The organism is Mesorhizobium sp. LSHC420B00, assembly GCF_000503055.1.
In the GTDB taxonomy this organism is placed as follows: Bacteria; Pseudomonadota; Alphaproteobacteria; order Rhizobiales; family Rhizobiaceae; genus Mesorhizobium.
Genome location: NZ_AYVY01000001.1, coordinates 180,600 through 205,262, shown reverse-complemented (window position 1 = coordinate 205,262; position 24,663 = coordinate 180,600). Strand labels below are relative to the sequence as shown.

Genomic DNA, 24,663 nt, shown 5'->3' with positions numbered 1-24,663 from the left:
ATAAGAATTCATCGCGATTGCTTGACAGTCGATCCCGCCAGTTGCGACAGCTTTTCGGTCGCTGCCAGCAGCAGCTCTATCGTCCTGGTGATGTCGGGCGCCTTGGGTGCGTTGACCAGGGTTATGTAGGGGATCGACAGTGCGGCGATTGCCTTGCCGTCCGAGCCGAGAACGGGTGTCGACAGGTTGAACACGCCGGCCGTCTGCATCGACGCCATCATCTCGTAGCCGCGTTCACGAATCTGGTCGAGGCGGGCGAAAAACTCTGGCGATTGCGGTGGCTTGTCGGTGCTGCGCAGATGTTCGGAGATCATCATCTGCCGCTCTTCCGGCGGGCGGAACGCCAGCAGCACATGACCGGACCCGGTGTCGAACAGGCTGATATGCGAGCCGACGCGGATAGAGATGCCCCAGTAATCCGGCGCTTCCTGCTGGGCAATAACCACTGCGGAGCCGCGATCGAAGACGACAAGCTGGTTTGCCTGCTGTGAGGTTTCGGCCAGTTCGCGCATCAGCGGCGTCGCATAGGAAACCAGCCGGCGCACTGGCGCGTGCAGCTGCGCCAGGCCAAACAGCTTGAGCGTCAGCGAATAACGGTCGCCATCCGGCCGCGTGACGTAGCCGCGCCGCACCAGCCGATCCAGCATGCGATAGAACTCATTCGGGCTGCGGTCGAGTTTCTTGGCGATTTCCGCCTGCGTCAGGCCGCCGTCGACGCCGGCCAGCAGCTCGAGGATGTCGAGCCCTTTGTCCAGCGCCGGAGCTCGATAGCGGTCGTCTTCCTCGTCCTCTGCCATTGCGCTTCTCCAGTGAATTTCACTTTTCATATACGCAACAGCCTTGCTTCCGAAAGAACTTTCGGCTTGACGATCCTATAAATGTTTTGTTTGTATATGAATGAAGCTGCCGATCGACCTCGCTACGCGATCGATGCAGGCTCTTTGGGAGGATACCAATGACGAAACTGTTTTGCGGCCTGTCGGCCGGCGTAACGCTGCTCGCATTTGGTGCGAGTGCTGCCCTTGCTGCCGACCTGCCCGGCAAATTCGACGGCGTCACCATCGACGCCAAGCTGATCGGCGGCCAGCAATATGAAGGGCTCTACGCGCGGATCGGCGAATGGGAAAAACTGACCGGCGCCAAGGTCAACGTGATCTCGAAGAAGAACCACTTCGAGCTCGACAAGGAGATCAAGTCGGACATCGCCTCCGGCAGCATCAACTGGTGCGTCGGCTCGAACCACTCGTCCTTCGCGCCGCAATATCCTGATATCTACACCGACCTGAACAAGCTGCTGCCGAAGGAGGAGATCGACGCCTTCGTGCCGTCGACGATCAAGGCCTCGACGCTCGACGGCAAGCTGGTGATGCTGCCGCGTGCGCAGTTCGATGTCTCGGCGCTCTATTACCAGAAGAGCCTCTATCAGGATGAAGCCAAGAAGGCCGCCTACAAGGCCAAGTACGGCAAGGAGCTGACACCGCCCGACACCTGGGACGAGGTCGCCCAGCAGGCGGAATTCTTCGCCAGCCCGCCCGATTTCTATGGCACCCAGTTCGCCGGCAAGGAAGAGGCGATCAACGGCCGTTTTTACGAGATGCTCATCGCCGACGGTGGCGAGTACCTCGACAAGGACGGCAAGCCCGCATTCAATTCGGAGGCCGGCGTGCACGCGCTCGACTGGTTCGTCAATCTTTACAAGGCCAAGGCAGTGCCGGCCGGCACCACCAACTATCTGTGGGACGATCTCGGCCAGGGCTTTGCCTCGGGCACCGTCGCCATCAACCTCGACTGGCCGGGCTGGGCAGGCTTCTTCAACGATCCAAAGTCGTCGAAGGTCGCCGGCAATGTCGGCGTGAAGGTGGCGCCGAAGGGATCGGCCGGCATTCGCACCGGCTGGTCGGGGCACCACGGGTTTTCGGTCACCGAAAACTGCGCCAGCAAGGAAGCGGCCGCTTCGCTGGTCTGGTTCCTGACCAATGAGGACAGCCAGAAGCTCGAGGCGGCAAGCGGACCTCTGCCGACCCGCACGGCGGTGTGGGACTGGGACATCCAGCAGGCGGCAAACGATCCTTACAAGAAGGAAGTGCTGGCGGCTTTCCAGGAAGAGGCAAAGCACGCTTTCGCCGTGCCGCAGACACCTGAATGGATCGAAATCTCCAACGCCGTCTATCCCGAATTGCAGGCCGCCATCCTTGGCGACAAGACCTCCAAGCAGGCGCTGGACGACGCTGCCGCCAAGGCCACCCAGATCCTCGAGGACGCCGGCAAGCTTTGACCATTCTCCCAAGGGGGCGCCGCGCTCATTGAAGAGCGGCGCCCCCGAACTTTTTTCGAACCATGCGCAACCCGCTTTGTCTTGATCCCAGCTCGCCGATGGCGGGCTTCGGTGTCCGGGCACCAACCAGAACCGGATCGCCATGAAAGGCTGGAGACCCTCGCCACCATTGCTGCTCCTGCTGCCGGCGGTGATCGTGCTGGCGGCCGTGGTGATGGTGCCGTTGCTGCTGTCGCTCTACTCCAGCTTCACGCCGTTCCGGCTGACCAGGCCTGAGACGTTCTGGGTCTTCATCGGCGCCCGCAACTACGTCACCATCCTGACCAGCCGCGATTTCTGGATCGCCTTTGCCCGTACTGTGGTGCTGCTGACGGTGGCGCTCAACCTGGAAATGCTGATCGGGCTCGGGCTGGCCCTGCTGGTGGAAAAAGCTTCGCGCGGCCAGCGAGTCCTGCGCACCATCATGATGTTTCCGATGATGTTTTCGCCGATCCTCGTCGGCTTCCAGTTCAAATTCATGTTCAACGACAATATCGGCCTGGTGAACAACGCCCTGCAGGCGCTCGGCCTGACCGATCGCGCCATCCCGTGGCTGATCGACGGCAATCTCGCCTTCATCGCCATCCTGACCGCCGAGATCTGGTCGTCGACTTCGGTGTTCGCGATCCTCATCCTAGCCGGGCTGCTGGCGATGCCGCGCGAACCGGTCGAGGCGGCCCGCGTCGACGGCTGCACGCCATGGCAGACATTCCGCTATGTCACCTGGCCGTTCATCATGCCGTTTGCCTTCATCGCCATGACCATCCGCTCGCTCGACGTCGCGCGCGCGTACGACATCGTCAAGATCATGACCGACGGCGGCCCTGCCGGCCGCACCGAGCTGGTCTGGACGCTGGTCGCCCGCACCGCCTATGGCGATGCCAGAATGGGCATGGCCAATGCCATGGCCTATTTCTCGATCCTGCTGTCGATCCTGTTCACCGTCTATTTCTACCGCAAGCTCGCCGCGGCGCGCACGCAGATCGCGGCGGAGTGGTGAGGATGGACCAGAACAGCCTGCATCGCGCCGGCAACAAAGCGCTTCGGATCGTCCATGGCATCGGGCTGTTCCTGGCCATGCTGGTCATCTGCCTGCCCGGCATCTGGATCGTGCTGTCGTCGCTGCGGCCGACTGTCGAGATCATGGCCAAGCCGCCGGTGTGGATTCCGCAGCAACTCTCGCTCGATGCCTACGTCGCCATGTTCAGCGGCGTCGGCAAGGGCGGCATTCCGGTGCTCGACTATTTCCGCAATTCGCTGATCATCTCGGTGACCTCGACGCTGATCGCCATCGCCATCGGCATGGCGGGCGGCTATGCCTTTGCGCGCTATCGCTTCCACGCCAAGTCGGCGATGTTTCTCGGCCTGATGCTGACGCGCACGGTGCCCGGCATCGCACTGTCCCTGCCGCTGTTCTTCGTCTTTGCGCGGCTCGGCATCATCGACACGCATTTCGGGCTGATCCTGGTCTATGTCGCGCTCAATGTGCCCTTCACCATCTGGCTGATCGACGGCTTTTTCCGCCAGGTACCGAAAGACCTTGCCGAGGCGGCGCAGATCGACGGCTGCACGCGCTGGCAGGCCTTCTGGCAGGTCGAGTTTCCGCTCGCCGGGCCCGGCATCGCCTCGGCCGGAATCTTTGCCTTCCTCACCTCGTGGAACGAGTTCGCGCTGGCCTCGCAGCTGACACGCTCGATTAACTCCAAGACCCTGCCGGTTGGCCTGCTCGACTATACGGCCGAATTCACCATCGACTGGCGCGGCATGTGCGCGCTCGCCGTGGTCATGGTCATACCGGCGCTCACGCTTACCTTCATCGTCCAGAAACACCTCGTCGGCGGCCTCACTTCCGGCGCGGTGAAAGGCTGACATGGCAACCGTATCGCTCAAGAATCTCACCAAAAGCTACGGCCCGGTGGCGGTGGTGCACGGCATCGATCTCGAGGTCGCTGACCGCGAGTTCATCGCGCTGGTCGGGCCGTCCGGCTGCGGCAAGTCGACAACCCTGCGCATGATCGCCGGCCTCGAGGCGATCAGCGACGGCGTCATCGAGATCGGCGGCCGCATGGTCAACGACCTGCCGCCGCGCTCGCGCAACATCTCGATGGTGTTCCAGTCCTACGCGCTCTATCCGCATATGACGGTGCGCGAAAACCTCGGCTTCTCGCTCAAGATCGCCGGCGCCGCGAAAGAAGAAATGGACCGTCGCGTCGCCGAAGCGTCCGGCATTCTCGGCCTCGACCAGTTGCTCGACCGCCGGCCGTCGCAACTGTCCGGCGGACAGCGCCAGCGCGTGGCCATGGGCCGCGCCATCGTGCGCGATCCCGATGTCTTCCTGTTCGACGAGCCACTTTCCAATCTCGACGCCAAGCTTCGGACGCAGATGCGCACCGAGATCAAGAAGCTGCACGCCAAGGTCAAGTCGACGGTGATCTACGTCACCCATGACCAGGTCGAAGCGATGACATTGGCGGACCGCATCGTCATCATGCGTGACGGTTTTATCGAGCAGGTCGGCACACCCGACGAGGTCTTCCGCCGGCCGCAGACACGCTTCGTCGCGGGCTTCATCGGCTCGCCACCGATGAACCTGCATGAGGCGGTTGTCGACGACGGACAGCTGCTGTTCGCCAGCGGCGAGAAGCTGCCTCTGCCCAGCCAGTTCAAAGCCAATGTCGAAACCGGCGACAAGGTCGTGTTCGGCCTCAGGCCCGACGACATCTATCCGACCGGACACGGCATCAGCTCCGGCGAAGATGTCGACGTCCACCAGGTCGAGTTGCCGGTGACCGTCACCGAGCCGCTCGGCAATGAGACGCTGGTGTTCGCCGAATTCAACGGCAGCGACTGGGTATCACGGATGCTCAATCCAAAGCCGCTCAAAGCCGGCGACCGGGTCAAGATGAGCCTGGACCTGTCGCAGGCCCATCTGTTTTCTGCTGAAACGGGCAAGACATTGCGAGGTTAAAATCATGGCAAAGATCGAGAAAGTCGAACTGCGCATGGTCGACTTGGTGCCTAAGGTCAAGCGCACCGATGCCATCCAGAGTTTTGTCAGCCAGGAAACACCGATCGTCACCATCACCGATGCCGACGGCGCGGTCGGCTCCGGCTACAGCTACACGATCGGCACCGGCGGCTCGTCGGTGATGCGACTGCTGGCCGACCACCTTGCGCCGCGGCTGATCGGCCGCGACGCCGACATGATCGAGGCGGTCTGGCGCGAGTTGGAGTTCGCCACCCATGCCACGACGATCGGCGCGATCACGGCAATCGCGCTGGCGACCATCGACACTGCTCTTTGGGACCTGCGGGCGAAGAAACAGAGACTGCCGCTGTGGAAGCTGGCCGGCGGCGCCAAGGACCGCTGCCCGCTCTACACGACCGAAGGCGGCTGGCTGCATATCGAAACCGAGGCGCTGGTCGAGGATGCGCTGGCCGCCAAGGCCAAGGGTTTTCGCGGCTCGAAGGTCAAGATCGGTAAGCCGCACGGTTCCGAGGATCTTACTCGGCTGACGGCGGTGCGCCGGGCGGTTGGAGACTCCTACGAGATCATGACCGACTGCAACCAGGGCTTTTCGGTCGACGAGGCAATCCGCCGGGCCGAACGCTTTCGCGACCTCGACCTCGCCTGGATCGAGGAACCGCTGCCGGCCGACGACATTGACGGCCATGTGCGGCTGTCGAGTGCGACGTCGACGCCGATCGCGGTCGGCGAGTCGCTCTATTCGATCCGGCATTTCCGCGAATATATGCAGAAGGGCGCTTGCTCGATCGTGCAGGTCGATGTCGGCCGCATCGGCGGCATCACGCCGTGGCTGAAGGTGGCGCACGCGGCCGAGGCGTTCGACATCCCCGTCTGCCCGCATTTCCTGATGGAACTGCATGTCAGCCTGACATGCGCCGTTCAGAACGGCAGATATGTCGAGTATATTCCCCAGCTCGACGAGCTGACCGGCAAGAAAATGCGTATCGAGGACGGGCATGCATTGGCGCCGGACGAGCCCGGCATCGGCATCGACTGGGACTGGGATGCGATCAAGGCGAAGAGCATCGCGGAATTCACCACGACGATAGTGAAATAGGAGGCGGACATGCAGCGAATGGGAATGGTGCTCGGCCTCAAGCCGGAGAAGGTCGCCGAGTATGTGCGGCTTCACGCCGCCGTCTGGCCGGACGTCCTCAAGATGATTTCCGCCTGCAACATCAAGAATTATTCGATTTATCTGAGGGAGCCGGAGCACCTTTTGTTCAGCACCTTCGAGTACCACGGCACCGACTATGCCGCCGACATGGCCAAGATGGCCGCCGATCCCACGACGCAGGAATGGTGGGCGCTGTGCATGCCATGCCAGGAGCCGCTGCCGACCCGCAAGGAGGGCGAGTGGTGGGCGTCGATGGACGAAGTCTTCCATTATGACTGATGACATTTTCGATCCTGCCTCGCTCTCCCAGGCCTGGGCACAGCCGTCAAAGCCCAGGCCGATCGTGATTTTCGGCGCCGGCTCGATCGTCGGCGATGCGCATTTCCCGGCCTATGGGAAGGCCGGTTTCCCGGTTGCCGGGCTTTTCGACCCCGACCTGGCCAAGGCCGAAAAACTGGCGCAGAAATGGGGCGTCACCGCTTACCGGTCGGTCGAGGAAGCTGCTGCGATCAAGGACGCCGTCTTCGATCTGGCGACACCGCCGGCCTATCATGCCGGCGTGCTCAGGGCGCTGCCCGATGGTGCGGTGGCGCTGATCCAGAAGCCGATGGGCAGCAATCTCACCGAGGCGACCGAGATCCTCGAAATCTGCCGCTCCAAAGACCTCAAAGCGGCGGTGAACTTCCAGCTCCGCTTTGCACCGATGATGCTGTCGCTCAGGGATGCGATCGCCAAGGGCTGGTTGGGCGACGTGGTCGATTTCGACGCATGGCTGGCGCTTGCGACACCCTGGCAGCTCTGGGAATTCCTGTTGCAGGCGCCGCGCGTCGAGATCGCCATGCATTCGATCCATTATCTCGACCTGATCCGGCAATTGCTCGGCGACCCCAAGGGGGTTCACGCCAAGACGCTCGGCCATCCCGGCCATAAGGTTGCGCAAACGCGCACCAGCGCGATCCTCGACTATGGCGACACCGTGCGCTGTGCACTGTCGATCAACCACGATCACAAATTCGGTCGAAAACACCAGGCCTGCGAATTCCGCATCTGCGGCACCGAAGGCGCCGCCTACCTCAAATTGGGCGTCAACCTCGACTATCCGCGCGGCGAGCCGGACATCCTCGAAATCTACCCCAAAGGCGTCAAGGACTGGATTGCGGTTCCACTCGTCGGCGCATGGTTTCCGGACGCCTTTGCCGGCCGCATGGCCAATGTCCAGCGCTACGCGTCGGGCGAGGACGCCGAGCTTGTCAGTTCCGTCGAGGACGGCTGGAACACCATGGCGCTGGTCGAAGCCGCCTACCAATCGAGCGCGGCGCCGGCAACACCGATCGCGGCGAGGCCCTGACTTGGAGCAGACTGTCTATTTCGAGGACTACCAGATCGGCTCGTCGCGCATGACCAGCGGGCGCACCATCACCGAGACCGATTTCGTCGTCCATGCCGGCCATACCGGTGATTTCTTTCCCCATCACATGGACGCCGAGTTCATGAAGACGACGCCGTTCGGCCAGCGCATCGCGCACGGCACGCTGGTCTTTTCCGTCGGCGTCGGGCTGACAGCAAGCGTCGTCAACCCGGTCGCCTTCTCCTATGGCTACGACCGGCTGCGCTTCATCAAGCCGGTGTTCATCGGCGATACGATCAAGACCCGCGCCACCATCTCGGCCAAGGAAGACGACCCGAAGCGGCCCGATTCAGGCCGGGTCGTCGAGCGCTGCGAGGTGATCAACCAGCATGGCAACGTGGTGCTGGTCGCCGACCACATCTACATCGTCGAGCGTCGCGACAAGCCGAGCAGGGCCTCGACGGACGGCCCCGAAACCTGAAACAAAAAAACCGCCTTGCGGCGGGTCCTCGGTGCGAATCAGCACCATACGCAAATTAGTAGCATAGCTGCCGGCACAAAGCAAGAACAAAATGTGGCGCTGTCCGCAAAAAAATGCGAATTCACTTCACCCGTTCCCGTCTTTATCCGCTTGCCGAGATCGCGCTCAAGGCTGCCTGCCCCGGAACGTTAAGGTGGAACTGTCGGCAGGCAGCGGATGGTGCCGGCATCGGGAATTGGTCACACCCGGTTGACCGGATATACCGCCTTGCCGCCGCGCAGGACCGCTGCGACGTCGGCAAACACCTTGTTGCGAACCTCCGCGTAAGATTGCGTCGAGTAGTGCGCCGCGTGTGGACTGACCAGGACGGTGTCCAGCGCCAGCAGCGGATTGTCGGGCGAAGGCGGCTCCTGCTCGAACGTGTCGATGCCCGCGCCTGCCAGATGGCCGCGCCGGATCAGATCCGCCAACGCGACCTCGTCGACGAGGCCGCCGCGGGACACGTTAATGAATATCGCTCCTTCCTTCATCCGCGACAGGGCATCCGCCGACATGATGTTTCTGGTCTCCGGTGTCGCTGGAACGTGCAGCGAGACGATGTCGGCCCTGGCTAGCAGCTCGTCGAAGCCGACCGGTTCGGCACCGCCGGCCGTGATGCGCTCTGCCGGCATATGCGGGTCGTAGGCGATGATATGATAGCCGAAGACCCGCGCCCGCTCGGCAGTCAGGCGCCCGATCTGGCCGAAGCCGATCAGCCCGAGAATCTGCCTGTCCGGCCGCGTGATGCCGGCACCGTCGGTCATCGCCGCCCAGCGGCCGGCGCGCACCGCGCTGTCGAACTGCTTCAGCCTGCGCGCCAAGGCCAGGATCAGGGCCATGGCGTGGGTGCTGACTTCCACCAGATTGGCGTCCGGCACGTAGGTTACCTGAACACCGGCACGGCTAGCGGCCTCGACGTCGATCGAGTCGAGCCCTACGCCGAACCGCCCGATGACCTTGAGGTTCTTCAGTTCCGCCAAAACGCGAGCCGTGATCGGCTCCCGCAATACCATCAATGCGTCGGCGTCGCGGCAGTGTTCGATCAGGGCATCTTCTGTGAGCAGCGTCTTTTCGACAAACTCGGCGCTCAAGCCGTCGAGGTAGCGCAGCTGCTCCTCCTCGACTGACAGCACACCGTCGGTCTTGATGATCTTCATGGCAAACTCTTGCTATGAGGCGCTGCGCGCCGAGGCGACGCCGGCGGCAAGGCCGGCGCCGAGAAACATCGTGTCGCTGGCCAGCATGTAGAAGCTGATGCCGTGCCGCGACCATTTGCCGACATCATCCGCCGAAGGGCGAAAGATGCCGACGGCCTTGCCGGCCGCGCGCGCTACGGCCGCAATCCTGGTAATCGCGGCATTGAGCTTGTCCTGGCCGGCCGGCCCCATGGCGTCGATCGAGACCGACAGGTCGCCGGGGCCAATGAAGACCACGTCGACGCCGTCGACCTGGACGATGTCGTCGATGTTGGCCAGGCCCTCTGCCGTCTCGACCTGGATGGCGACCGTCAGGACCTCGTTGGCCGATTTGAGGTAGTCCGGAATCCTGTAGCCATAGCCGGCGGCGCGGCCCGGGCCGACACCGCGTGCGCCGACCGGCGGGTAACGGCAGGCCATGACCACCATGCGGGCTTGCTCGGCCGTCGAGACGCGGGGTACCAGGACGCCCGACGCGCCGGCGTCGAGCGCGGCCGCCATCCATTCCGGCGTGTGGCCGGGAACGCGCACCATCGCGGGAACCTTGTGGACATCGGCGGCGCGAACCAGATCCTCGAGCCGTTCGCGGCCGATCTGCGAATGCTCCCAGTCGATGCACAGGAAATCGACCCCGCTGGCGGCCGCCACTTCGACCGCCACCGGGTGCGGGATGGCGCAGAACGTGCCGATGAGGCGATCGAGAGAGACACATTTCTTGCGAAAGTCGTACATGAAATCTCCAGAGATTTTTCGGCGTCGGCAAAACCTGTTTGCGCTATGTGGCCCGCGGCAAAGGATGCACGGCTTCCGTCGACATCGGGAAATGCCGGCTGCCGCCTGAAAACGGCGGGAAAGTCTTGTAGTCGGCGCGCATCTCCAGCCGCGCCGGCGACTGCAGGGCGTGCGTCAATGCCGCGGGGCTGTCGAACATGACCCGGTTGCGCTGCATATGGTCGATGCGCGGCCAGGGCAGCGAACCGCACCAATCCAGTCGCGACAGAACCTCGATGTGGCGAATGCCGGGGAAGCCCCGCATCAATTGCGGATGATGCGTCACATAGTGGTAGAGCCAGACATTCATGTCTTCGGCCGGCCCGGGATAGTGGACAAGATAGCTGCAGGGGAGTCCCGACGTCTGGACGCCAGCGTCGTCGACGGGAAACGGACGCACGCACATAGCCTGTTGCGTCGGCCTCGAACCGGCGACGCTCGACAGCATACCCGGTGCGGCAAGCGCCTGCAGATGGCCGGACGGCGCCAGCGCCGCCTCCATGTCCGCCAATTCGTCGAAATAGAGCTGGAAGCCAAAGACCGGCGGTGGGCCATCCTTGTTGAACATGTCCGTCGCCACTTCGGGCAGATAGATGTTTGCAAGCGCAAGGCCCGGCGTCGATGCAATCACCCGCCGCACGGCATCAACGTCTTCACCGGCGATGGCCAAATTTGCCTCGCGGTCATCATGGAAGAAAGCAAGATAGGCAAAGCGCATTTGGACACCTGCTGGATCGAGTTCGACTAGATCAAATTCGGAAGAAAGAGAGCGATCTGCGGAAAGAGGACAATCAGCAGGATCAGCAAAAGCGTCAGCGCGATGTAGGGTGCCGCTGACATGGCAACCGTCTTGAGCGATGTGCCTTTCGGCGCAACACCGATCATGATGAACAGCAGCAGACCAAACGGCGGCGTGGTGAAGCCGACCTCGTAGGCGAGCAGCAGGATCAGCCCGAACCATACCGGCTCGTAGCCGAATTGGTGGGCGATCGGCAGGAAGATCGGCAGCGTGATCAGCATCATCGAGACCTGATCCATGAACATGCCGAGCAGCAGGATGACGAGCACCATCATGAGCAGCATGGGATACGGTCCAAGATCATAGCCGACGATGAACTGGATAAAGCCGTTGGAGGCGCCGGAGAAGGCGAATATCTGCGAAAACGTCGTCGAAGCCGAGATGATCAGGAAGGTCATGCCGGTGACCTTCATCGCATCGTCCAGCGACCTCCAGACAACCGCCCAGCTGAACCGCCGGTAGACAAACAACAAGGCGAACACGGCGGCACAGCCGAGCCCCGCCGATTCCGTCGGCGTCGCTATTCCAAGGATGATCGTGCCAACCACCATGAACACGATGACGCTCATCGGAATGATGTTGACGGCAACCGCCCTCACCTTCTCGGCCGCAGGAACGGCGGGCACCGGATAGTGCGGAGAGGCGTCCGGATCGATCTTCGTCTGTGCGAAGATCAGCGCCGCGTACATGACAACGAGGAGCAGCCCGGGCAAAGCCCCCGCTATGAGCAGCGCGCCTACGTCGATCTGGGCCAGCGAGCCGAGCAAGACGGCCAGCGAGGATGGCGGGATGATGACGGCAAGGCTTCCGGCGCCAAGCACCGGGCCGTAGGCCATATGCGGCTTGTAGCCCCGCTTCAGCATCTCCGGCACCATCAGCGAACCCATCATGCCGGTATTGGCGAGGCTCGAGCCCGACAGCGCGGAAAAGATTGTGCCGGCGGCGAGAACGACATAAGCGAGGCGTCCGCGCAGATTGCCGATGCACAGGTCGAGCGCGTAGATGACCTTCTCGCCGAGGCCGGAGCGGAAGAACAGGCTGCCCATGACAAGAAACATCGGCAGCGGAGCGAGCGCATAGGTCGAGACGGCGTCGGAGAAGTTGGCGACCATCTGCGTCACGCCGATCGAACCGCCGAAGAACAGGTACAGCCCGATCACATTGGTGACGAAGAAAGCGAAGGCGACCGGCAGCCCAAGCCCCATCAACACGAGGATGGTGCCAACAAGCACGGCGAATGGAAACAGCCAGGCCACCGGTCAGAGCCCTTCCATTTCCAGCGGATCGAGCGTGTACAGCGTGTCACGGCCGAGGAGATATCTGAGCCATTCCAGCGCAGAGAGGTAGAAGGCGAGCATGATGGGCAGAAAGACCAGCCATTTCGGCATGTCGAAACTGCGCGTTTCATATTCGCCGCCCGCCACGGCGCTTGTCAGGGAAAACAAGGCGACGCTGCCAAGGTAGAGGCTGACGCCGATGCAGGCGAGATAGACCAGTTTTTCAAGCACCGCCCGAGCCCGCATCGGCAGCGCCTTGCGCAGGAACTCGACGAAGACATGGCCCTTGCTGTGGACCAGCCAGGGCATCGGCAGGAATGCCGCGTAAAGCAGGCCGTATTCCGTCGCCGATACTGCCCAGGCAAGCGGCCTCAGGCCCAGATTGCGGACGCATACATCAGCAACCACCGCGACGATGATGAGGCCAAGCACCACTTTTGCCGTCGCCGCCAACGCAAGGCTCAGCTTCGCAATCGCTGCAAACAATCTGTCCATGTCCGACGACCCTCATGTCCACCGTTGCCCCGCTTTTGCCCAGCTTTGATGGAGGGCTTACAAGGCAGCCTCCGCTCGGCTACTGGAAGAATTTCTTCAACTGATCGATGTTGGTGGGATCGCGTTTGGCCATTCTCGCCCAGCTCGCCTGCGTGGCAGCCGCCAGGAATTTGTCGCGGCCGGCACCGGTCAAGCTGATCACCTTCTGCCCGCCGTCGATCATCGCCTGTGCCTGCTTTTCCGACTCGGCAAGATTGGCGTCATAGCTCGCGCGCTCGTATTCGACGGCCGTGTCGGCAAGCAGCTTCTGCGCCTCGGGCGACAGCGTGTCCCATTTGGCCTTGTTGATCGAGATCAGCACGTCGGTTTTGAAGAATTGCGGGTCGACACGGTATTTGGTGAACTTGTCCCAGCCGAACGACGCATAGCCAAACACGGTATAGGCGTTGGCATTGACGACGCCGCGCTCGAGCGAGGTGTAGACGTCCCCTGGCGCTTGCACGATCACCGTTGCGCCCAGGGATTCAAGGAAATCGCGATAGAGCGGCGACGAGCGGATCTTCAGGCTGCTCCAGTCGATGCTGCCTTCGCTGTTGAGCTTGGGTTCGTCGATGGTGAAGACATTGAAGCCCGAGCCCGCGTCGACATGCGCCAGCAGATGGGCATTGGCCTTCTTCTCGAAAATTCCGCTGATGAAGTCCCAGCCGCCATTCTCGCGAACCTCCCACGGCGTCTTTGTCGATGCGGAGAACACCTCGCCTTCGGGCACGAGCTCGAGGAACTGCCCTGCCGGCGTGTCGATCACGTCGATCAGGCCGCTCCTGAGCGCCGCGCCCTGCTGGATCGGCGGAATGACCTCCGGCCCGCCACGCACGTTGATCTGGACCACACCCTTGCCCTTTTCGTTCACCTTCTGAACGAACTTCAGGAAGCTCTGGGCGTAGCCGTTCTGCGTCGGCGTAAAATGCACGGCGTTGAGGACGACCTCCTCGGCCGGGGCGATACCCGCCACACCCGACAGGAGTGCAGCCAGAACAAGGGATTTCCAAATGCGCATTGCCGTACTCCCTTTGATAGTTCGCCCATGATCGGGCCGATCTGAAAATTACAATCGCTGCGCCGCCACGCGAACGGCGGTTAACTGGCATCATCTCCTACTGTCAGGAACCGTCCATGTGCGTAGAAGACCGGCGATCGGTCAGCGCGGTCCAGCGCGACGCCTGAGACGATGCCGATGACGATCATGTGCGACGCCCGCACAATGATTTCGGCCACCCGGCATTCGAACATTGCCCGCGCGCCGACAAGCAAGGGCGCGCCGGTTTCGCCACGCACCCATGATCCGGACGAGAACCGCGCGGCCCCCTTGGCTTTGGTCATGCCGCCAAAGGCACGCACAACGTTCTCCTGGTCGCCGGCTGGCAGATTGACCGAAAAGGGCAAGCCTTCGCGAATGGCCGAGGCAAAGGTGCTGCTGCGGTTGACGCAGGCCAGCAGCGAAGGCGGCTCGGCACTGAACGAGCAGAGTGCCGTCGCCGTGATGCCGCAAAAGCCGATCTCGTCATGTTCCGACGCGAGGATGNGAGCCCGCCACGGCCCGCATTGCCTGCTTGAAGGCGCGCGGATTGATGGCGTCGTGTCCATCCACCCACGGCGTCGGAATGGCGGCCGCCGGCATCAATTTACTCGAAGCCCGGCCTGGCGCATCAGCGGCAGCACGCGGTCGCAGAAGAAGGGCAATTCGTAGGTATAGTTGACGAATGTGAGGGCGGCGCCGGAATAACCCTGGTCCATGATCGCAGTGAGGTCGTCGACGATCTTTTCCGGCGTGCCGATGAGCGGGAAAGTTCCAGCACCGCCGGCGAACCTTTGCCGATATTCGGTGAAGGCCTTCGCATCATGCGAGTTCGCGAATTCCTTCTTCTTGCGCATATGCTCGTCGACGGCGCCCTCGTCCGCGCATTCCAGCGCGTAATGCCGGTAATAATCCTCGGCTTCCTGCTGGGTTTCCCGGCAGACGACGTGACAAACCGTATAGACGCCGACTTCGCGTCCGACTTCGGCCGCTCGGTTGGTGATGTCGACCACATGCGCACGGCCGTCGGCAATTTCGGAAAAAGTCGAAAACAGGTAGTCGCAGTGGCGCGCCGCATAGTTGCGCCCCGGCGCGCCGAAGGCGGCGTTCATGGTCACCGGTCGCGGCGCCTGCAGGCTTGGCGGGCGGCTGACGACCCCCTTCAGATCGTAGAACTCGCCGCTGAAGTCGAACGGCTCCCTCGATTGATAGGCACGCACGATGATGTTGATCCATTCCTCGGCCTGATCGTAGGTCCGCTCGCCGACCGTCTGCCCGAACATGGCGAACTCGTCCGGGTTCCAGCCGCAGACGATGTTCAAGCCGGCACGCCCGTTGGAGATGTGGTCGACCGTCGCCAGCGCTTTTGCAGCCTGCAGCGGATGAACCAGCGGCACATGCACCGTCATGAACAGGCCGATGTTTTCGGTGGCGACAGCAAGACCCGCCGCCCAGGTGAACGTCTCGAACGACCATTCCCGCACATGCGTCAAACCGCCGAAGCCGCGCCAGCGGGCGATCGGCAGCAGAAACTCGAGGCCGGCGCGATCGGCGATGCAGGCGGAGTTGAGGTTGTCTTCCCAGCGGGCACGCCAGCGCTCGGGGACGGTGGTCATTGCCAGGCCGCCATCGGCGTTCATGGAAAAGACGCCGAGCTTGAACCTGTTCGGCCCTTTCAGCGGGTGCTGCTTCCTGATCATGATTTCCCCCGCCGTGACATGCTCTTGCCCTCGCCGTCGGAGTTTTGAAACGGTGGGCTCAGCTTCATGAAACGCTCCTCGGCGTTCTGAATGAAGTGGGTCATGCGGTCGTAAGCGGCGACGGCGTCGCGCTTGACGAATGCCTCGTAGATGGCGCGCATGCCGGCCACGATAACGGCCTGCGTCGGCTGGTGCGACAGCGTCCTTAAACGGACGACGAGTACATGGTCGACGAAGCGGGCAATCGTTTGTGAAAGACGCTCGTTCGCGACCGCGCCAAGCCAACAATTCCTGAATGCCGAATTGGCCTGGAAAAAGCGGTCGGCATCGCCATCTGCGGCCGCAGCCTCTGCCTCCCGGAGCGCGGCTGCCAGGGTCTTGAGGCCAGCGGCGTCAAGTGTCCGTGCGGCGTGCGCGGCGGCCCGCGGCTCGAGCAACCGGCGGACCTCGAAGATGTCGGCGACATCCGTTGCGGTAAGCGTGGGCAGCGTGAAGCCGCGTGTGGTGCCGACGAGATAGCCCTCATGCACCAACTGCATCAAGGCGTCGCGGACAGGCATTCTGGAAATGCCGAGCCGGGCGGCAATATCGACATCGACCAGCTTCTGGCCAGGCGCCAATTCGCCATGCTGTATCGTCAGCCGGACTTGTTGATAGACCTGGGCACGCAGATTGCCATCGCCAACCCGTTTGAGCTCTATCGTTTCCGTCATCCACGCCTTCCCATGCGAAGATTTCGTATATCGTTTGAGGCTGTGATCTCGCAGTCGTGCCGTTGAAATGCAGCCATATATCGGCAGAAATCGACCTGTCAGCCATGTTCCCGGCTCAAGTGAAGCACAGGCTGGATCACCTGGCAAGATATTTCAAGTCTATAATGTATACTGTTTGAGCTCGCTGTCCGGAGGGCAGAGGATCGCGCCGTCTGTGCTGCCGCGCCGCGCGACGGCGGGTACAGGGCGCGGTTCGGTAAAAAACGTACAGACGTTTTTCCGTGACACATCGAAGTTGGCGGATTTAACTAAAATTACTTGCGATCTGCGCGCGCCGGCACGCCCACCCCCGATCCCCTCGCCGGTGCGCATTACTGGATCGCCCGCCGTATCGAAAGGTGCGGCGGGCTTTTCGTTTCGTTTGGCGGGGAGGCGCTTATGCGAGACTTGCCCAGGAATATCGACGCCGACGTCGTGATCGAAATCAGCAAGTTGCTCGATGACCGGGCGAAGTCCGTGCCGGTGCCGGTGCACAAGCTGGCTGTGATGATCCGGCTGGGCGTCGAGACCCTTCTGACCGATCACTCCATCGAGGAGCTGATCGTGGAAATGGCCGCGACGCGGGGGCTTCCGATGCTGTTCGACTTGCCGGTGGTCCCGGTAGCAAATCTCGACAACGTCGTGCCGATTGCCTTGGCGCGCCGTCCCCGCTGACACTTCGCTCGAGCCCATCGGTCGTCGCGTCGCCGCCCGACTTCACTTGTTCTGATGCGCCGGCCGAGTGTCGCCTTTCTTTTCGGGGTCATGGGTATGGTGGCTGTCGCGTTCGCCGCCGCCGCCGGAGACCTTGCTGTGGCTGCGCAGGTCTGAATCGGCCGGCGGCTTTTCGACGCTCAGCGGCTTCTTGGCGTTTTCGTGCGCGGCGCCGGGACCGCCCTGGCGGATGCTGGCAGGAGTTTTCTTCGACGTGGACATGACCTAGCGATCCTGGACGTTGCCTTGATGGGTGGTGTTGACCTTCGTATTGCCTTGCTGACCCTGTTTGTCGGGATCGGGGACGGTGGATTGCGGTGCCTGGTCGGCTGCTACCGATTTTTTGTCACCGGCCCCCTTTGGGCTCAGATTCTTCGGCGGCACAGGGGGAGGTTTTGTGCTCATGGCGTTTCTCCTTCCGCCACCCAAACAAGCGGCTCGGGAGAAAGGTTCCCGAGGGTCCGATACGAACGGTGATTGCCGCAACGAGCCGGGTCCACAGGCCGTGGCTTGGGGCCGGCGGCAGGTCCGCACAATCCAGGATTATTTCTTGATGATGTTTCCGTTGTTCAGATCGAAGGCCTGGGCACCGAACGCCTGCCTGAAGAAATCCTCCTGCAGATCTCCCCATTCGCCGAGATAGGCGCCGCAATTGCTGCAATAGATCGGCGTCGAATCCTTCGGATTGTCGGGAATCTCCATCAGGATCGTCCCGCACGCCTTGCAATCGAGCTTGTCATCCAAACGGCGGCCCATTGGCACATGATCGCGCGTTTTCAGCCGCGCGCCAATTGTCGTTTTCGTACGAAGCCAGACTGGCACGTTTTCCAACCAGCGAGGGGATCGAAAGCTAGCGTTCCGCCGGATTTCCGAAGACCGGATCTCGCCGCCTCGAATACGTCCCCACCCGCGGCAGCTCGTCTGGAAAGTCCACCCAGGGCAACCTCATGTCCCAGTATGCGTGGGCCTGTGGCGGAAACCGTTCGGGGTGATCGAGAAAGCCGATCGCCAGATAGAGTTCGTCAGGCAGGCCCTGGTCGACATAGCCGATCGATGTTCCGCAATCCGCGCAGAAGGACCGGAGCACGCCGGGGGTTTTCGAAAAGGTCTTCGGTGCGCCGGTGAGCAAGGTGAATTCAGAGGGCCGATAGCCGACCCACACCGTTAGCGGGCTTCCTATCGCCTTGCGACAGTCGTCATCGTGATCGGAGCAAACCCAGAACGGCTCGCCGCGCATTTGCGCCGTTATGGCGCCGCAAAAACAGGAACCCGTTTCAGTTCGTGGCATTGGCTAACTTCATGGCTGGACTCGCCTTCACTGCTGGCCTGGCATTTCGGTATTTTCCTTCGGGTTCTTCTTGATGCCGGCGGCAGGCGAGGTCTCGGCCGGAGCATTGCCGCCCTGGTTTTGCTCAGGGGCTCTTTTGAGCGGCGAGGTTTGCCAGCCCATATCGCCGTACAAAAAGCCTATGAGAAAGCCGACGATGATGATGGCCGAAATCACCATCGCAATTAACGCGTTGCGTCGCTCCATTTCGCACGGCTCCTTTCTTCGAGCCGAACAAACCATGGCGGAAATGGTTCCGGTGGCACGGCGCGGAGCCGGCCGGAACATTCAGCCCCATGGCGGGTTCGTATGAGTGCTCTTCTACAGAGAGTGGCTCGCATGAGACCCGCCGTAACCGATCGCATCGAAACCAAGAAATACGACCACCCGACAGGCGGCTGGGGATCGCTCAAATCCCTGGTCCGCAAGGCGCGAGGCGAAGGCCTGCTGTTGTCCGGGATATGGAGCACGCTGCTCAAGCAGAACAAGGCCGACGGCTATATGTGCGTGTCTTGCTCATGGGCAAAGCCAGCCCAGCCGAGGCCTTTCGAATTCTGTGAAAACGGCGCCAAGGCGACGATGTGGGACCAGACCAAGCTGCGCTGCGAACCCGCTTTCTTCGCCGAGCATTCGGTGGCGGAATTGCTCGATTGGCCGGACCACGATCTGGAGAAACAGGGCAGGCTTACGGAGCCCATGCGCTACAATGCCGCCGTCGACCGTTACGAACCGGTTTCCTGGGACGATGCATTCCGCGACATAGCTGCCGAATTGCGACGGCTCGATCCCAAATCGGTGGTATTGTACACGTCCGGCCGCGCCTCGCTCGAGGCCTCGTTCATGTATCAGCTTTTTGCGCGGATCTACGGGTCTTCGAACCTGCCCGATTCGTCCAACGTGTGTCATGAATCGACCTCGGTCGGCTTGCCGGAATCGATCGGTTCGCCGGTCGGGACCGTGCAGCTCGAAGACTTTGCGAAATGCGACATGATGCTCTTCTTCGGGCACAATACCGGGGTGACGGCGCCGCGCCTGTTGCATCCGCTGCAAGAGGCACGTCAACGCAACGTGCCCGTCTTCACTTTCAATCCTTTGCCCGAGCGGGGACTGAAGCGCTTCAAGAATCCGCAAAACTCCATCGACATGCTGTCGCCCGGACCGGGCACCAAAATGTCCAGCGACTTCTTCCAGGTCCGTTCGGGCGGCGACATCGCCGCGATAACGGGCATCGCCAAAGCGTTGCTGGCGCTCGACGATGCCGCCCGCGAAAGCGGCAGGACGCGTGCCCTCGATACGGCTTTCATCGCCGAGCACACGCATGGCTTCGCCGAGTTCGAAGCCTTCCTGCGCAACACCCAGTGGAGCGATATCGTCGCACGATCGGGCATTGCGCAGGCCGATCTGGAGCATGTCGCCGAGGTCTACAGCCATGCCAACGCGGTGATCGGCAATTACGGCATGGGCCTGACCCAGCATCGGCACGGCACCGAGAACGTCCAGATGCTGTGCAACCTTTTGATGATGCGCGGCAATATCGGAAAACCCGGCGCCGGTATTTCGCCGCTGCGCGGCCATTCCAATGTCCAGGGACAGCGCACCGTCGGCATATCGGAAAAACCCGAGCTCGTCCCGCTCGACAAGTTCGCCGAATTCTACGCCTTTGAACCGCCGCGTGAGAAAGGTCTCGATACGGTCGAGACCTGCGAGGGCGTCATCGACGGATCGGTCAAGGGCTTCGTCGGGCTCGGCGGCAATTTCGTGCGGGCCGTGCCGGAAACCGGCCTGGCCGAGAAAGCCTGGCGTGGGCTCGACCTGCATGTCGAGATCGCGACCAAGCTCAACCGCAGCCATCTGATCGCCGGCCGGACAACCTATCTGCTGCCTTGCCTGTCACGCCTGGAAAGAGATCATCAGGCGAGCGGCGACCAAAGGGTGTCGATAGAGGATTCCACCGCCTGTATCCATGGCTCGTTCGGATCGCGAGCTCCGGCTTCGCCGCATCTGCTTTCCGAGCCCCGGATCGTCGCCGAACTTGCCAAGGCGACGGTGCCGGGCAGGAGTTCGATCCCACGGGATGAGTGGGTTGGCGACTATTCCCGCATCCGTGACGAGATCGAGCGCTGCTACCCCCAACATTTCCGCGACTTCAACAAGCGCTTTCTGACGCCCGGCGGGTTCCATCGCGACATCAAGGCGAGCAAGCGGGTGTGGGAGACGCCGAACAAGAAGGCCAATTTCAAGCTGCCAAGTGGCCTTGAAACCGATCCTGACATCGATGTCGCCGGCCGCGATGTGCTGACACTGATCACGGTGCGCTCCAACGATCAGTTCAACACGACCGTCTACGGCTACAACGACCGGCTGCGCGGCATCAGCGGCACACGCATGGTGCTGTTGATGAACGAAAAGGACATCCAGCGCCTCGGCTTGAGCGCGGGACAGGAGGTCGATCTCGAAGCCAATGCGCAGGATGGCGCGGAGCGCCGCGTGCGCGGGCTGCGCATCACGCCTTTCTCAGTGCCGAAGGGAAATTGCGCCGGTTATTATCCCGAGCTCAACCCACTGATTCCTCTCTGGCACAGAGCCGAGAAGGCTCATGTCCCGGCCGCCAAATCGGTACCGGTGCGGATCTTGCCATAGGCGTTCGTGTTCGCGGCAGGCACGCACCATGCGGATGTGACTTGGTTCAAAATCGAGACCTCAGCAGGCTCGCGCGAGTTCATCCACGGCATTCAGGATCGCACTCTGGCTCGCCGGCTTCTGCACGATCCTGCAAGCGCGGAAACCTGCCGGAATTTCGCGTTCGCCATACCCGGAGAGGAAAGCGAACGGCACGCCGCGCGTCCGCAACGCTTCCGCGATTGGATAGCTGGTCTCGTCGTTCAACTGGATATCCAACAGCGCCGCGTCGATGCCGCCTTCACCGACGAGGCGGAGGGCCGCCGTAACCGACGAAACCGGCCCGACCACCTGATGGCCGGCCTTGCGCAGGTAAGCCGCCGCGTCGTCGGCGATCAGCCATTCATCCTCGACGATCAGCACACGCACCTTTCCGGTCACGACGAGCCCTCGCGGGTCAGAGGGAATGCAATTTCCACCTCCAAACCATTTGAGCGGAAACTTGTTTCAACTTTTCCGCCCAGCCTGTAACCGATTTCTCCACGCAGAAGGGTAAGGCCGAAGCCGCTGTCGGTTGGCTCCTTGATGCGGGGGCCGCCCTTCTCGCGCCAGACGAGCTTGAAGGTGCCATCCACCACCGACCATTTGACAACTATGCGCCCGGCAGGTTTCGACAGTGCGCCATATTTGGCGGCATTCGTCGCCAGCTCATGAATTGCCATGCCGAAGGAGAGCCCTTGCACAGGCTTGAGGCTTACCCGCTTGCCATCGAGCTCGAACCGTTCGGCCCCAAAGGGATCAAGTTCCTGGCGCAGCAGTTCCTCGACGGAGGCTTCCGTCCAGCTTTCTCGCGAGAGCAGACTGTAGGCTCGTGACATCGCCTGCAGCCGGCCGATCAAGGCTTCGGCGAACTCGTCTTTCGACGCCGAGTTTTCACGCGTCCGGTTGGTGATGCTGGCGACGACCGCCAGCATGTTCTTGACGCGATGGTTCAGCTCCGAGATGAGCACCTGCTGACGCTCTTCAGCCTGCGCCAGCGTCGTCACGTCGATCAGGGTCACGACCACGCCCTGGATGCTGCCGCCTTTGTCCCGGTACGGGTTGATGCGAACCAGGTAGAACCGGCCCTTGTTGTCGCGCGCAAGGTGATGGTTCAGGGTCTCTCCCGTCTCGAACACCGCCTGGATGTGCCGCTTCAACTCGGGGTAGTCGAGCTGGCTCGAAAGATCGGTCAGCGGTCGGCCGACATCGGACGGACGCAAGTTGAAGAACGACGACGCGGCGGGAGTAAAGGTCCGCACCACAAGGTTGCGGTCGAGGAAGATGGTGGCGATTTCCGTGCTTTCGAACAGGTTTCTGAGATCGCTGTTGGCGCGGTCGAGTTCCTCTATCTTGCCAGTCAGCTCTGCGTTGATGGTATTGAGCTCTTCGTTGAGCGACTGCATCTCCTCCTTCGAGGCCTCAAGCTCCTCATTGGTCGACTGCGCCTCTTCATTGACGGAGACGAGTTCCTCGTTCGAAGACTTTACTTCCTCCAGCGCGGTTTCGTATTCCTCGATGGTCGACTGCAGCCGCTCGCGCGTGTCGCGCAACTCCCGTTCGAGATCGGTCGCATCGTCGGCGCCGCGGCTTTCGCGTGCCGGATCGGAGCGGATCTGGGCCTGTCCCACCGGATTGAACAGGACGAGGTAGAGGGGCTCGCCATTGCCGCGTTCCGTGTACGGCTCGACCATCAGTGCAATGAACTGAAGCTGTCCGTCGTCTTCTTCGACCGCTATGTTCTCCCGAACGACCGTGCGGCGCGTCGTGGCTGCCTCCCGCAACGCGGCTCGCAGCTCAAGTCTAAGCCCGCGGCGGGCCAGTGTCAGCAACTGCCGGCTCGGGGCGCCTTGCGGTGCTTCCAGATATTTGCCCGTCCTCGCCGAATAGTAGACGATGTCGCCATCGCCATTGACCAGAACGTGAGGCGGGGCGAACCGCTCCAGCACCTGAGCCTCGATCGCCTGGCGCAGTGAATGGCTGGCGGCATCCTTCGTCGAGCCGCCGCGTCCGACCGGAAGGGCACCCGTGGGGCCATTGCCGATCAGAACCAGCGGCCGCGGCATTGCATGTTCCCGCGCCTGGAAAATCCGATGCTTCTTGTCGACCGTGGCAAACAGGTCGCCGTGCTGACCGACGCTTTCCGAGGTGCCGAGGAACAGATAGCCGCCCGGCCTCAGCGCGTAATGGAAGATCGGAATCACCCGGTTCTGGATCTGCGGGCCGAAATAGATCAGCAGGTTGCGGCAGGAAATCATATCCATGCGCGAGAAGGGAGGATCGCGGATAATGCTGTGCGGCGAAAAGATGCACAGTTCGCGCACCTCGTTGCCAAGCACGTAGCTCGCGCCGTCGCTGTGGAAAAAGCGTTGCCTGCGCTGTGGCGAAAGCCCGTGCAGCAGCGCTTCGGGATAACGCGCCGCACGCGCCACCGCGAGCGCCGGCTCGTCGATGTCGGTCGCGAATATCTGGACGCGCGGCGGCGCGGAAAGCTTCTCGATGCGCTCGCGCATCAGCATGCCGATCGAGAACACCTCCTCGCCGGTGGCACAGCCGGGCACCCAGACACGCACCGCATCGGAGGCGTTCTTGCCTTCGAAAATCTGCGGTATGATCTTTTCCTCCAGCAATTTGAACGCTTCGGCGTCGCGAAAAAAGCTGGTGACGTTGATGAGCAGGTCGCGAAACAGCTTCGCCACCTCGTCCGGATCGCCTTTCAGCCGTTCTATGTAGGTGGTGACCGACTGCAGCTGCGTGATCTGCATGCGCCGCTTTACGCGACGCAGGAACGTCTTGGTCTTGTAGCCGGAAAAGTCGTGACCGGAATGGCTGCGCAAAATGGCGTAGATTTCATCGCGGGCCCGATCCATCTCGGCCTTGTGTTCGTCGTCCGCTTCGGTCAGGCCGTTCAGCACGTCGAAGCCGCGGACAAACGCCTGAAGCTTTGCACCGATCTGCTCGGCGGGCGCCGCTATGTCGATCAGGCCGCTCGAAATCGCACTCTGCGGCATGTCCGGATTGCGGGGGCCGTACCCGTTGGAGGCCTGGGCTATGGTCAGCCCGCCATGCTCCTTGATCGCCCTGGCGCCGAGCGTGCCGTCCGAATCGCCACCCGACAAGATGATGCCGACGGCATACTCGCCCTGGTCCTCGGCCAATGCGCTGAAGAAGATGTCGATCGGCTTGCGCTCGCGGTTGAGCGTGTTCGGCCGGCGCAGCGAAAGCGCGCCCTTACGGATGGTGAGGACGACGTTTTGTGGCATCACATAGACCTGGTCCGGTTGGACCGCTACGCCCTCCTCGGCCACGACGACCGGCATTTCGGTGTAACGTTGGATAACCTCGTGCAGCAGGCTTTCCCGTTCCGGGCTAAGGTGCGTGACGACGACAAACGCCATGCCGGTGCCGTCGGTCAGTCCTTTGAACAGGCCCTCCATCGCGGGAATGCCGCCGGCCGATGCGCCGACGCCGACAATGGGAAATCTTCCATTCTGGGATGCCACGCCACGCCCCTGGTAACCGCCGCAACACGAAGCCGTCCAATCGGGCCTTAGACCCAAATCACGCGTCAG

At 62.0% G+C, this 24,663-nt stretch carries 27 protein-coding genes; 10 read left to right on the top strand and 17 right to left on the bottom strand.

The genetic code is table 11. The features are described from left to right. Positions 1–8: 8 nt before the first annotated feature. Complete coding sequence (locus tag X760_RS41740) at positions 9–797, bottom strand: IclR family transcriptional regulator (protein WP_023716659.1); 789 nt, start codon at positions 795–797, stop codon at positions 9–11. 158 nt (positions 798–955) lie between these two features. Here X760_RS41740 and X760_RS41735 point away from each other — a divergent pair, with 158 nt between their 5' ends. From X760_RS41735 to X760_RS41700, 8 genes are all read left to right on the top strand, one after another. Then, the gene (locus tag X760_RS41735; RefSeq protein ID WP_023716658.1) at positions 956–2,275 is read left to right on the top strand and encodes a sugar ABC transporter substrate-binding protein; all 1,320 of its coding nucleotides are present in this window, start codon (positions 956–958) and stop codon (positions 2,273–2,275) included. Positions 2,276–2,417: 142 nt separating this feature from the next. Next, positions 2,418–3,314 (top strand): sugar ABC transporter permease, encoded by an 897-nt coding sequence (locus X760_RS41730; RefSeq protein ID WP_023716657.1) that lies wholly within the window; start codon positions 2,418–2,420, stop codon positions 3,312–3,314. 2 nt (positions 3,315–3,316) lie between these two features. Further along, the gene (locus X760_RS41725; protein ID WP_023716656.1) at positions 3,317–4,183 is read left to right on the top strand and encodes a carbohydrate ABC transporter permease; all 867 of its coding nucleotides are present in this window, start codon (positions 3,317–3,319) and stop codon (positions 4,181–4,183) included. Position 4,184: 1 nt separating this feature from the next. Continuing rightward, positions 4,185–5,282, top strand: a complete 1,098-nt coding sequence (gene ugpC / locus X760_RS41720) for a sn-glycerol-3-phosphate ABC transporter ATP-binding protein UgpC (RefSeq protein WP_023716655.1) — start codon at positions 4,185–4,187, stop codon at positions 5,280–5,282. 4 nt (positions 5,283–5,286) lie between these two features. Next, a complete protein-coding gene (locus X760_RS41715; RefSeq protein ID WP_023716654.1) occupies positions 5,287–6,399 on the top strand; it encodes a mandelate racemase/muconate lactonizing enzyme family protein in 1,113 nt (370 codons plus the stop codon). 9 nt (positions 6,400–6,408) lie between these two features. Then, positions 6,409–6,738, top strand: coding sequence for an L-rhamnose mutarotase (locus X760_RS41710; RefSeq protein ID WP_023676093.1), 330 nt, complete (start codon positions 6,409–6,411; stop codon positions 6,736–6,738). Beyond that, complete coding sequence (locus X760_RS41705) at positions 6,731–7,807, top strand: Gfo/Idh/MocA family oxidoreductase (protein WP_023716653.1); 1,077 nt, start codon at positions 6,731–6,733, stop codon at positions 7,805–7,807. The genes X760_RS41710 and X760_RS41705 overlap by 8 nt, the downstream gene beginning before the upstream one ends. A gap of 49 nt (positions 7,808–7,856) precedes the next feature. Beyond that, positions 7,857–8,288 (top strand): MaoC/PaaZ C-terminal domain-containing protein, encoded by a 432-nt coding sequence (locus tag X760_RS41700; RefSeq protein ID WP_051409582.1) that lies wholly within the window; start codon positions 7,857–7,859, stop codon positions 8,286–8,288. 239 nt (positions 8,289–8,527) lie between these two features. Here X760_RS41700 and X760_RS41695 read toward each other — a convergent pair whose 3' ends face one another. From X760_RS41695 to X760_RS41660, 9 genes are all read right to left on the bottom strand, one after another. Then, positions 8,528–9,484, bottom strand: coding sequence for a C-terminal binding protein (locus X760_RS41695; protein ID WP_023716651.1), 957 nt, complete (start codon positions 9,482–9,484; stop codon positions 8,528–8,530). A gap of 12 nt (positions 9,485–9,496) precedes the next feature. Next, on the bottom strand, positions 9,497–10,255 hold the full coding sequence (locus tag X760_RS41690; protein WP_023716650.1) for an aldolase/citrate lyase family protein: 759 nt from the start codon (positions 10,253–10,255) through the stop codon (positions 9,497–9,499). A 43-nt stretch (positions 10,256–10,298) separates the two neighbouring features. Beyond that, positions 10,299–11,012 carry a hypothetical protein gene (locus X760_RS41685; RefSeq protein WP_023716649.1) on the bottom strand — a complete coding sequence of 238 codons (714 nt, stop codon included), beginning with the start codon at positions 11,010–11,012 and terminating at the stop codon, positions 10,299–10,301. Between the two features lie 26 nt (positions 11,013–11,038). Further along, a complete protein-coding gene (locus tag X760_RS41680) occupies positions 11,039–12,349 on the bottom strand; it encodes a TRAP transporter large permease subunit (RefSeq protein ID WP_023716648.1) in 1,311 nt (436 codons plus the stop codon). A 3-nt stretch (positions 12,350–12,352) separates the two neighbouring features. After that, complete coding sequence (locus X760_RS41675) at positions 12,353–12,865, bottom strand: TRAP transporter small permease (protein WP_023716647.1); 513 nt, start codon at positions 12,863–12,865, stop codon at positions 12,353–12,355. Positions 12,866–12,944: 79 nt separating this feature from the next. Beyond that, entirely contained in the window at positions 12,945–13,922 is a 978-nt protein-coding gene (gene dctP, locus X760_RS41670; RefSeq protein ID WP_023716646.1) for a TRAP transporter substrate-binding protein DctP, read from the bottom strand. Between the two features lie 80 nt (positions 13,923–14,002). Next, the gene (locus X760_RS0136860) at positions 14,003–14,509 is read right to left on the bottom strand and encodes a flavin reductase family protein (RefSeq protein ID WP_023716645.1); all 507 of its coding nucleotides are present in this window, start codon (positions 14,507–14,509) and stop codon (positions 14,003–14,005) included. 33 nt (positions 14,510–14,542) lie between these two features. Continuing rightward, positions 14,543–15,637 (bottom strand): LLM class flavin-dependent oxidoreductase, encoded by a 1,095-nt coding sequence (locus X760_RS41665; protein ID WP_023716644.1) that lies wholly within the window; start codon positions 15,635–15,637, stop codon positions 14,543–14,545. Further along, on the bottom strand, positions 15,637–16,353 hold the full coding sequence (locus X760_RS41660; RefSeq protein WP_023716643.1) for a GntR family transcriptional regulator: 717 nt from the start codon (positions 16,351–16,353) through the stop codon (positions 15,637–15,639). Before X760_RS41660 ends, X760_RS41665 begins: the two co-directional genes overlap by 1 nt. A 438-nt stretch (positions 16,354–16,791) precedes the next feature. Here X760_RS41660 and X760_RS41655 point away from each other — a divergent pair, with 438 nt between their 5' ends. Continuing rightward, positions 16,792–17,067 (top strand): hypothetical protein, encoded by a 276-nt coding sequence (locus X760_RS41655; protein ID WP_023716642.1) that lies wholly within the window; start codon positions 16,792–16,794, stop codon positions 17,065–17,067. Positions 17,068–17,109: 42 nt separating this feature from the next. Here X760_RS41655 and X760_RS41650 read toward each other — a convergent pair whose 3' ends face one another. The 5 genes from X760_RS41650 to X760_RS41630 all read right to left on the bottom strand — a co-directional run bounded on the left by X760_RS41650 (position 17,110) and on the right by X760_RS41630 (position 18,640). Then, positions 17,110–17,328 carry a hypothetical protein gene (locus X760_RS41650; RefSeq protein WP_023716641.1) on the bottom strand — a complete coding sequence of 73 codons (219 nt, stop codon included), beginning with the start codon at positions 17,326–17,328 and terminating at the stop codon, positions 17,110–17,112. A gap of 3 nt (positions 17,329–17,331) precedes the next feature. Next, positions 17,332–17,511: a hypothetical protein gene (locus X760_RS41645; RefSeq protein WP_031193315.1), complete on the bottom strand. Its 180-nt coding sequence runs from the start codon at positions 17,509–17,511 to the stop codon at positions 17,332–17,334. A gap of 138 nt (positions 17,512–17,649) precedes the next feature. Further along, positions 17,650–17,862: a hypothetical protein gene (locus X760_RS41640; RefSeq protein ID WP_036244132.1), complete on the bottom strand. Its 213-nt coding sequence runs from the start codon at positions 17,860–17,862 to the stop codon at positions 17,650–17,652. A gap of 94 nt (positions 17,863–17,956) precedes the next feature. Then, positions 17,957–18,394 (bottom strand): GFA family protein, encoded by a 438-nt coding sequence (locus tag X760_RS41635; RefSeq protein ID WP_023716638.1) that lies wholly within the window; start codon positions 18,392–18,394, stop codon positions 17,957–17,959. A gap of 27 nt (positions 18,395–18,421) precedes the next feature. Further along, positions 18,422–18,640, bottom strand: a complete 219-nt coding sequence (locus X760_RS41630) for a hypothetical protein (protein ID WP_023716637.1) — start codon at positions 18,638–18,640, stop codon at positions 18,422–18,424. A gap of 132 nt (positions 18,641–18,772) precedes the next feature. Between X760_RS41630 and X760_RS41625 the strand changes: the two genes are divergently transcribed. Then, the gene (locus X760_RS41625) at positions 18,773–21,073 is read left to right on the top strand and encodes an FdhF/YdeP family oxidoreductase (protein WP_023716636.1); all 2,301 of its coding nucleotides are present in this window, start codon (positions 18,773–18,775) and stop codon (positions 21,071–21,073) included. A gap of 60 nt (positions 21,074–21,133) precedes the next feature. Here the strand turns inward: X760_RS41625 and X760_RS41620 are convergent, their stop codons facing one another. Together X760_RS41620 and X760_RS41615 are read right to left on the bottom strand one after the other, a co-directional pair. Beyond that, on the bottom strand, positions 21,134–21,475 hold the full coding sequence (locus tag X760_RS41620; RefSeq protein ID WP_245278487.1) for a response regulator: 342 nt from the start codon (positions 21,473–21,475) through the stop codon (positions 21,134–21,136). Positions 21,476–21,489: 14 nt separating this feature from the next. After that, complete coding sequence (locus tag X760_RS41615) at positions 21,490–24,594, bottom strand: CheR family methyltransferase (protein ID WP_023716634.1); 3,105 nt, start codon at positions 24,592–24,594, stop codon at positions 21,490–21,492. Between the last annotated feature and the right edge of the window lie 69 nt (positions 24,595–24,663).

Bases quoted from the DNA above. Each gene is read 5' to 3' on its own strand.
- X760_RS41650 (WP_023716641.1), bottom strand. From the start codon at position 17,328: ATGTCCACGTCGAAGAAAACTCCTGCCAGCATCCGCCAGGGCGGTCCC.
- X760_RS41635 (WP_023716638.1), bottom strand. From the start codon at position 18,394: ATGCCACGAACTGAAACGGGTTCCTGTTTTTGCGGCGCCATAACGGCG.
- X760_RS41675 (WP_023716647.1), bottom strand. From the start codon at position 12,865: ATGGACAGATTGTTTGCAGCGATTGCGAAGCTGAGCCTTGCGTTGGCG.
- X760_RS41715 (WP_023716654.1), top strand. From the start codon at position 5,287: ATGGCAAAGATCGAGAAAGTCGAACTGCGCATGGTCGACTTGGTGCCT.
- X760_RS41645 (WP_031193315.1), bottom strand. From the start codon at position 17,511: ATGAGCACAAAACCTCCCCCTGTGCCGCCGAAGAATCTGAGCCCAAAG.
- dctP (WP_023716646.1), bottom strand. From the start codon at position 13,922: ATGCGCATTTGGAAATCCCTTGTTCTGGCTGCACTCCTGTCGGGTGTG.
- X760_RS41695 (WP_023716651.1), bottom strand. From the start codon at position 9,484: ATGAAGATCATCAAGACCGACGGTGTGCTGTCAGTCGAGGAGGAGCAG.
- X760_RS41700 (WP_051409582.1), top strand. From the start codon at position 7,857: ATGACCAGCGGGCGCACCATCACCGAGACCGATTTCGTCGTCCATGCC.
- X760_RS41690 (WP_023716650.1), bottom strand. From the start codon at position 10,255: ATGTACGACTTTCGCAAGAAATGTGTCTCTCTCGATCGCCTCATCGGC.
- X760_RS41740 (WP_023716659.1), bottom strand. From the start codon at position 797: ATGGCAGAGGACGAGGAAGACGACCGCTATCGAGCTCCGGCGCTGGAC.
- X760_RS41685 (WP_023716649.1), bottom strand. From the start codon at position 11,012: ATGCGCTTTGCCTATCTTGCTTTCTTCCATGATGACCGCGAGGCAAAT.
- X760_RS41730 (WP_023716657.1), top strand. From the start codon at position 2,418: ATGAAAGGCTGGAGACCCTCGCCACCATTGCTGCTCCTGCTGCCGGCG.
- X760_RS41735 (WP_023716658.1), top strand. From the start codon at position 956: ATGACGAAACTGTTTTGCGGCCTGTCGGCCGGCGTAACGCTGCTCGCA.
- X760_RS41710 (WP_023676093.1), top strand. From the start codon at position 6,409: ATGCAGCGAATGGGAATGGTGCTCGGCCTCAAGCCGGAGAAGGTCGCC.
- X760_RS41630 (WP_023716637.1), bottom strand. From the start codon at position 18,640: ATGGAGCGACGCAACGCGTTAATTGCGATGGTGATTTCGGCCATCATC.
- X760_RS41640 (WP_036244132.1), bottom strand. From the start codon at position 17,862: ATGGGCCGCCGTTTGGATGACAAGCTCGATTGCAAGGCGTGCGGGACG.
- X760_RS41660 (WP_023716643.1), bottom strand. From the start codon at position 16,353: ATGACGGAAACGATAGAGCTCAAACGGGTTGGCGATGGCAATCTGCGT.
- X760_RS41625 (WP_023716636.1), top strand. From the start codon at position 18,773: ATGAGACCCGCCGTAACCGATCGCATCGAAACCAAGAAATACGACCAC.
- X760_RS41725 (WP_023716656.1), top strand. From the start codon at position 3,317: ATGGACCAGAACAGCCTGCATCGCGCCGGCAACAAAGCGCTTCGGATC.
- ugpC (WP_023716655.1), top strand. From the start codon at position 4,185: ATGGCAACCGTATCGCTCAAGAATCTCACCAAAAGCTACGGCCCGGTG.
- X760_RS41655 (WP_023716642.1), top strand. From the start codon at position 16,792: ATGCGAGACTTGCCCAGGAATATCGACGCCGACGTCGTGATCGAAATC.
- X760_RS41705 (WP_023716653.1), top strand. From the start codon at position 6,731: ATGACTGATGACATTTTCGATCCTGCCTCGCTCTCCCAGGCCTGGGCA.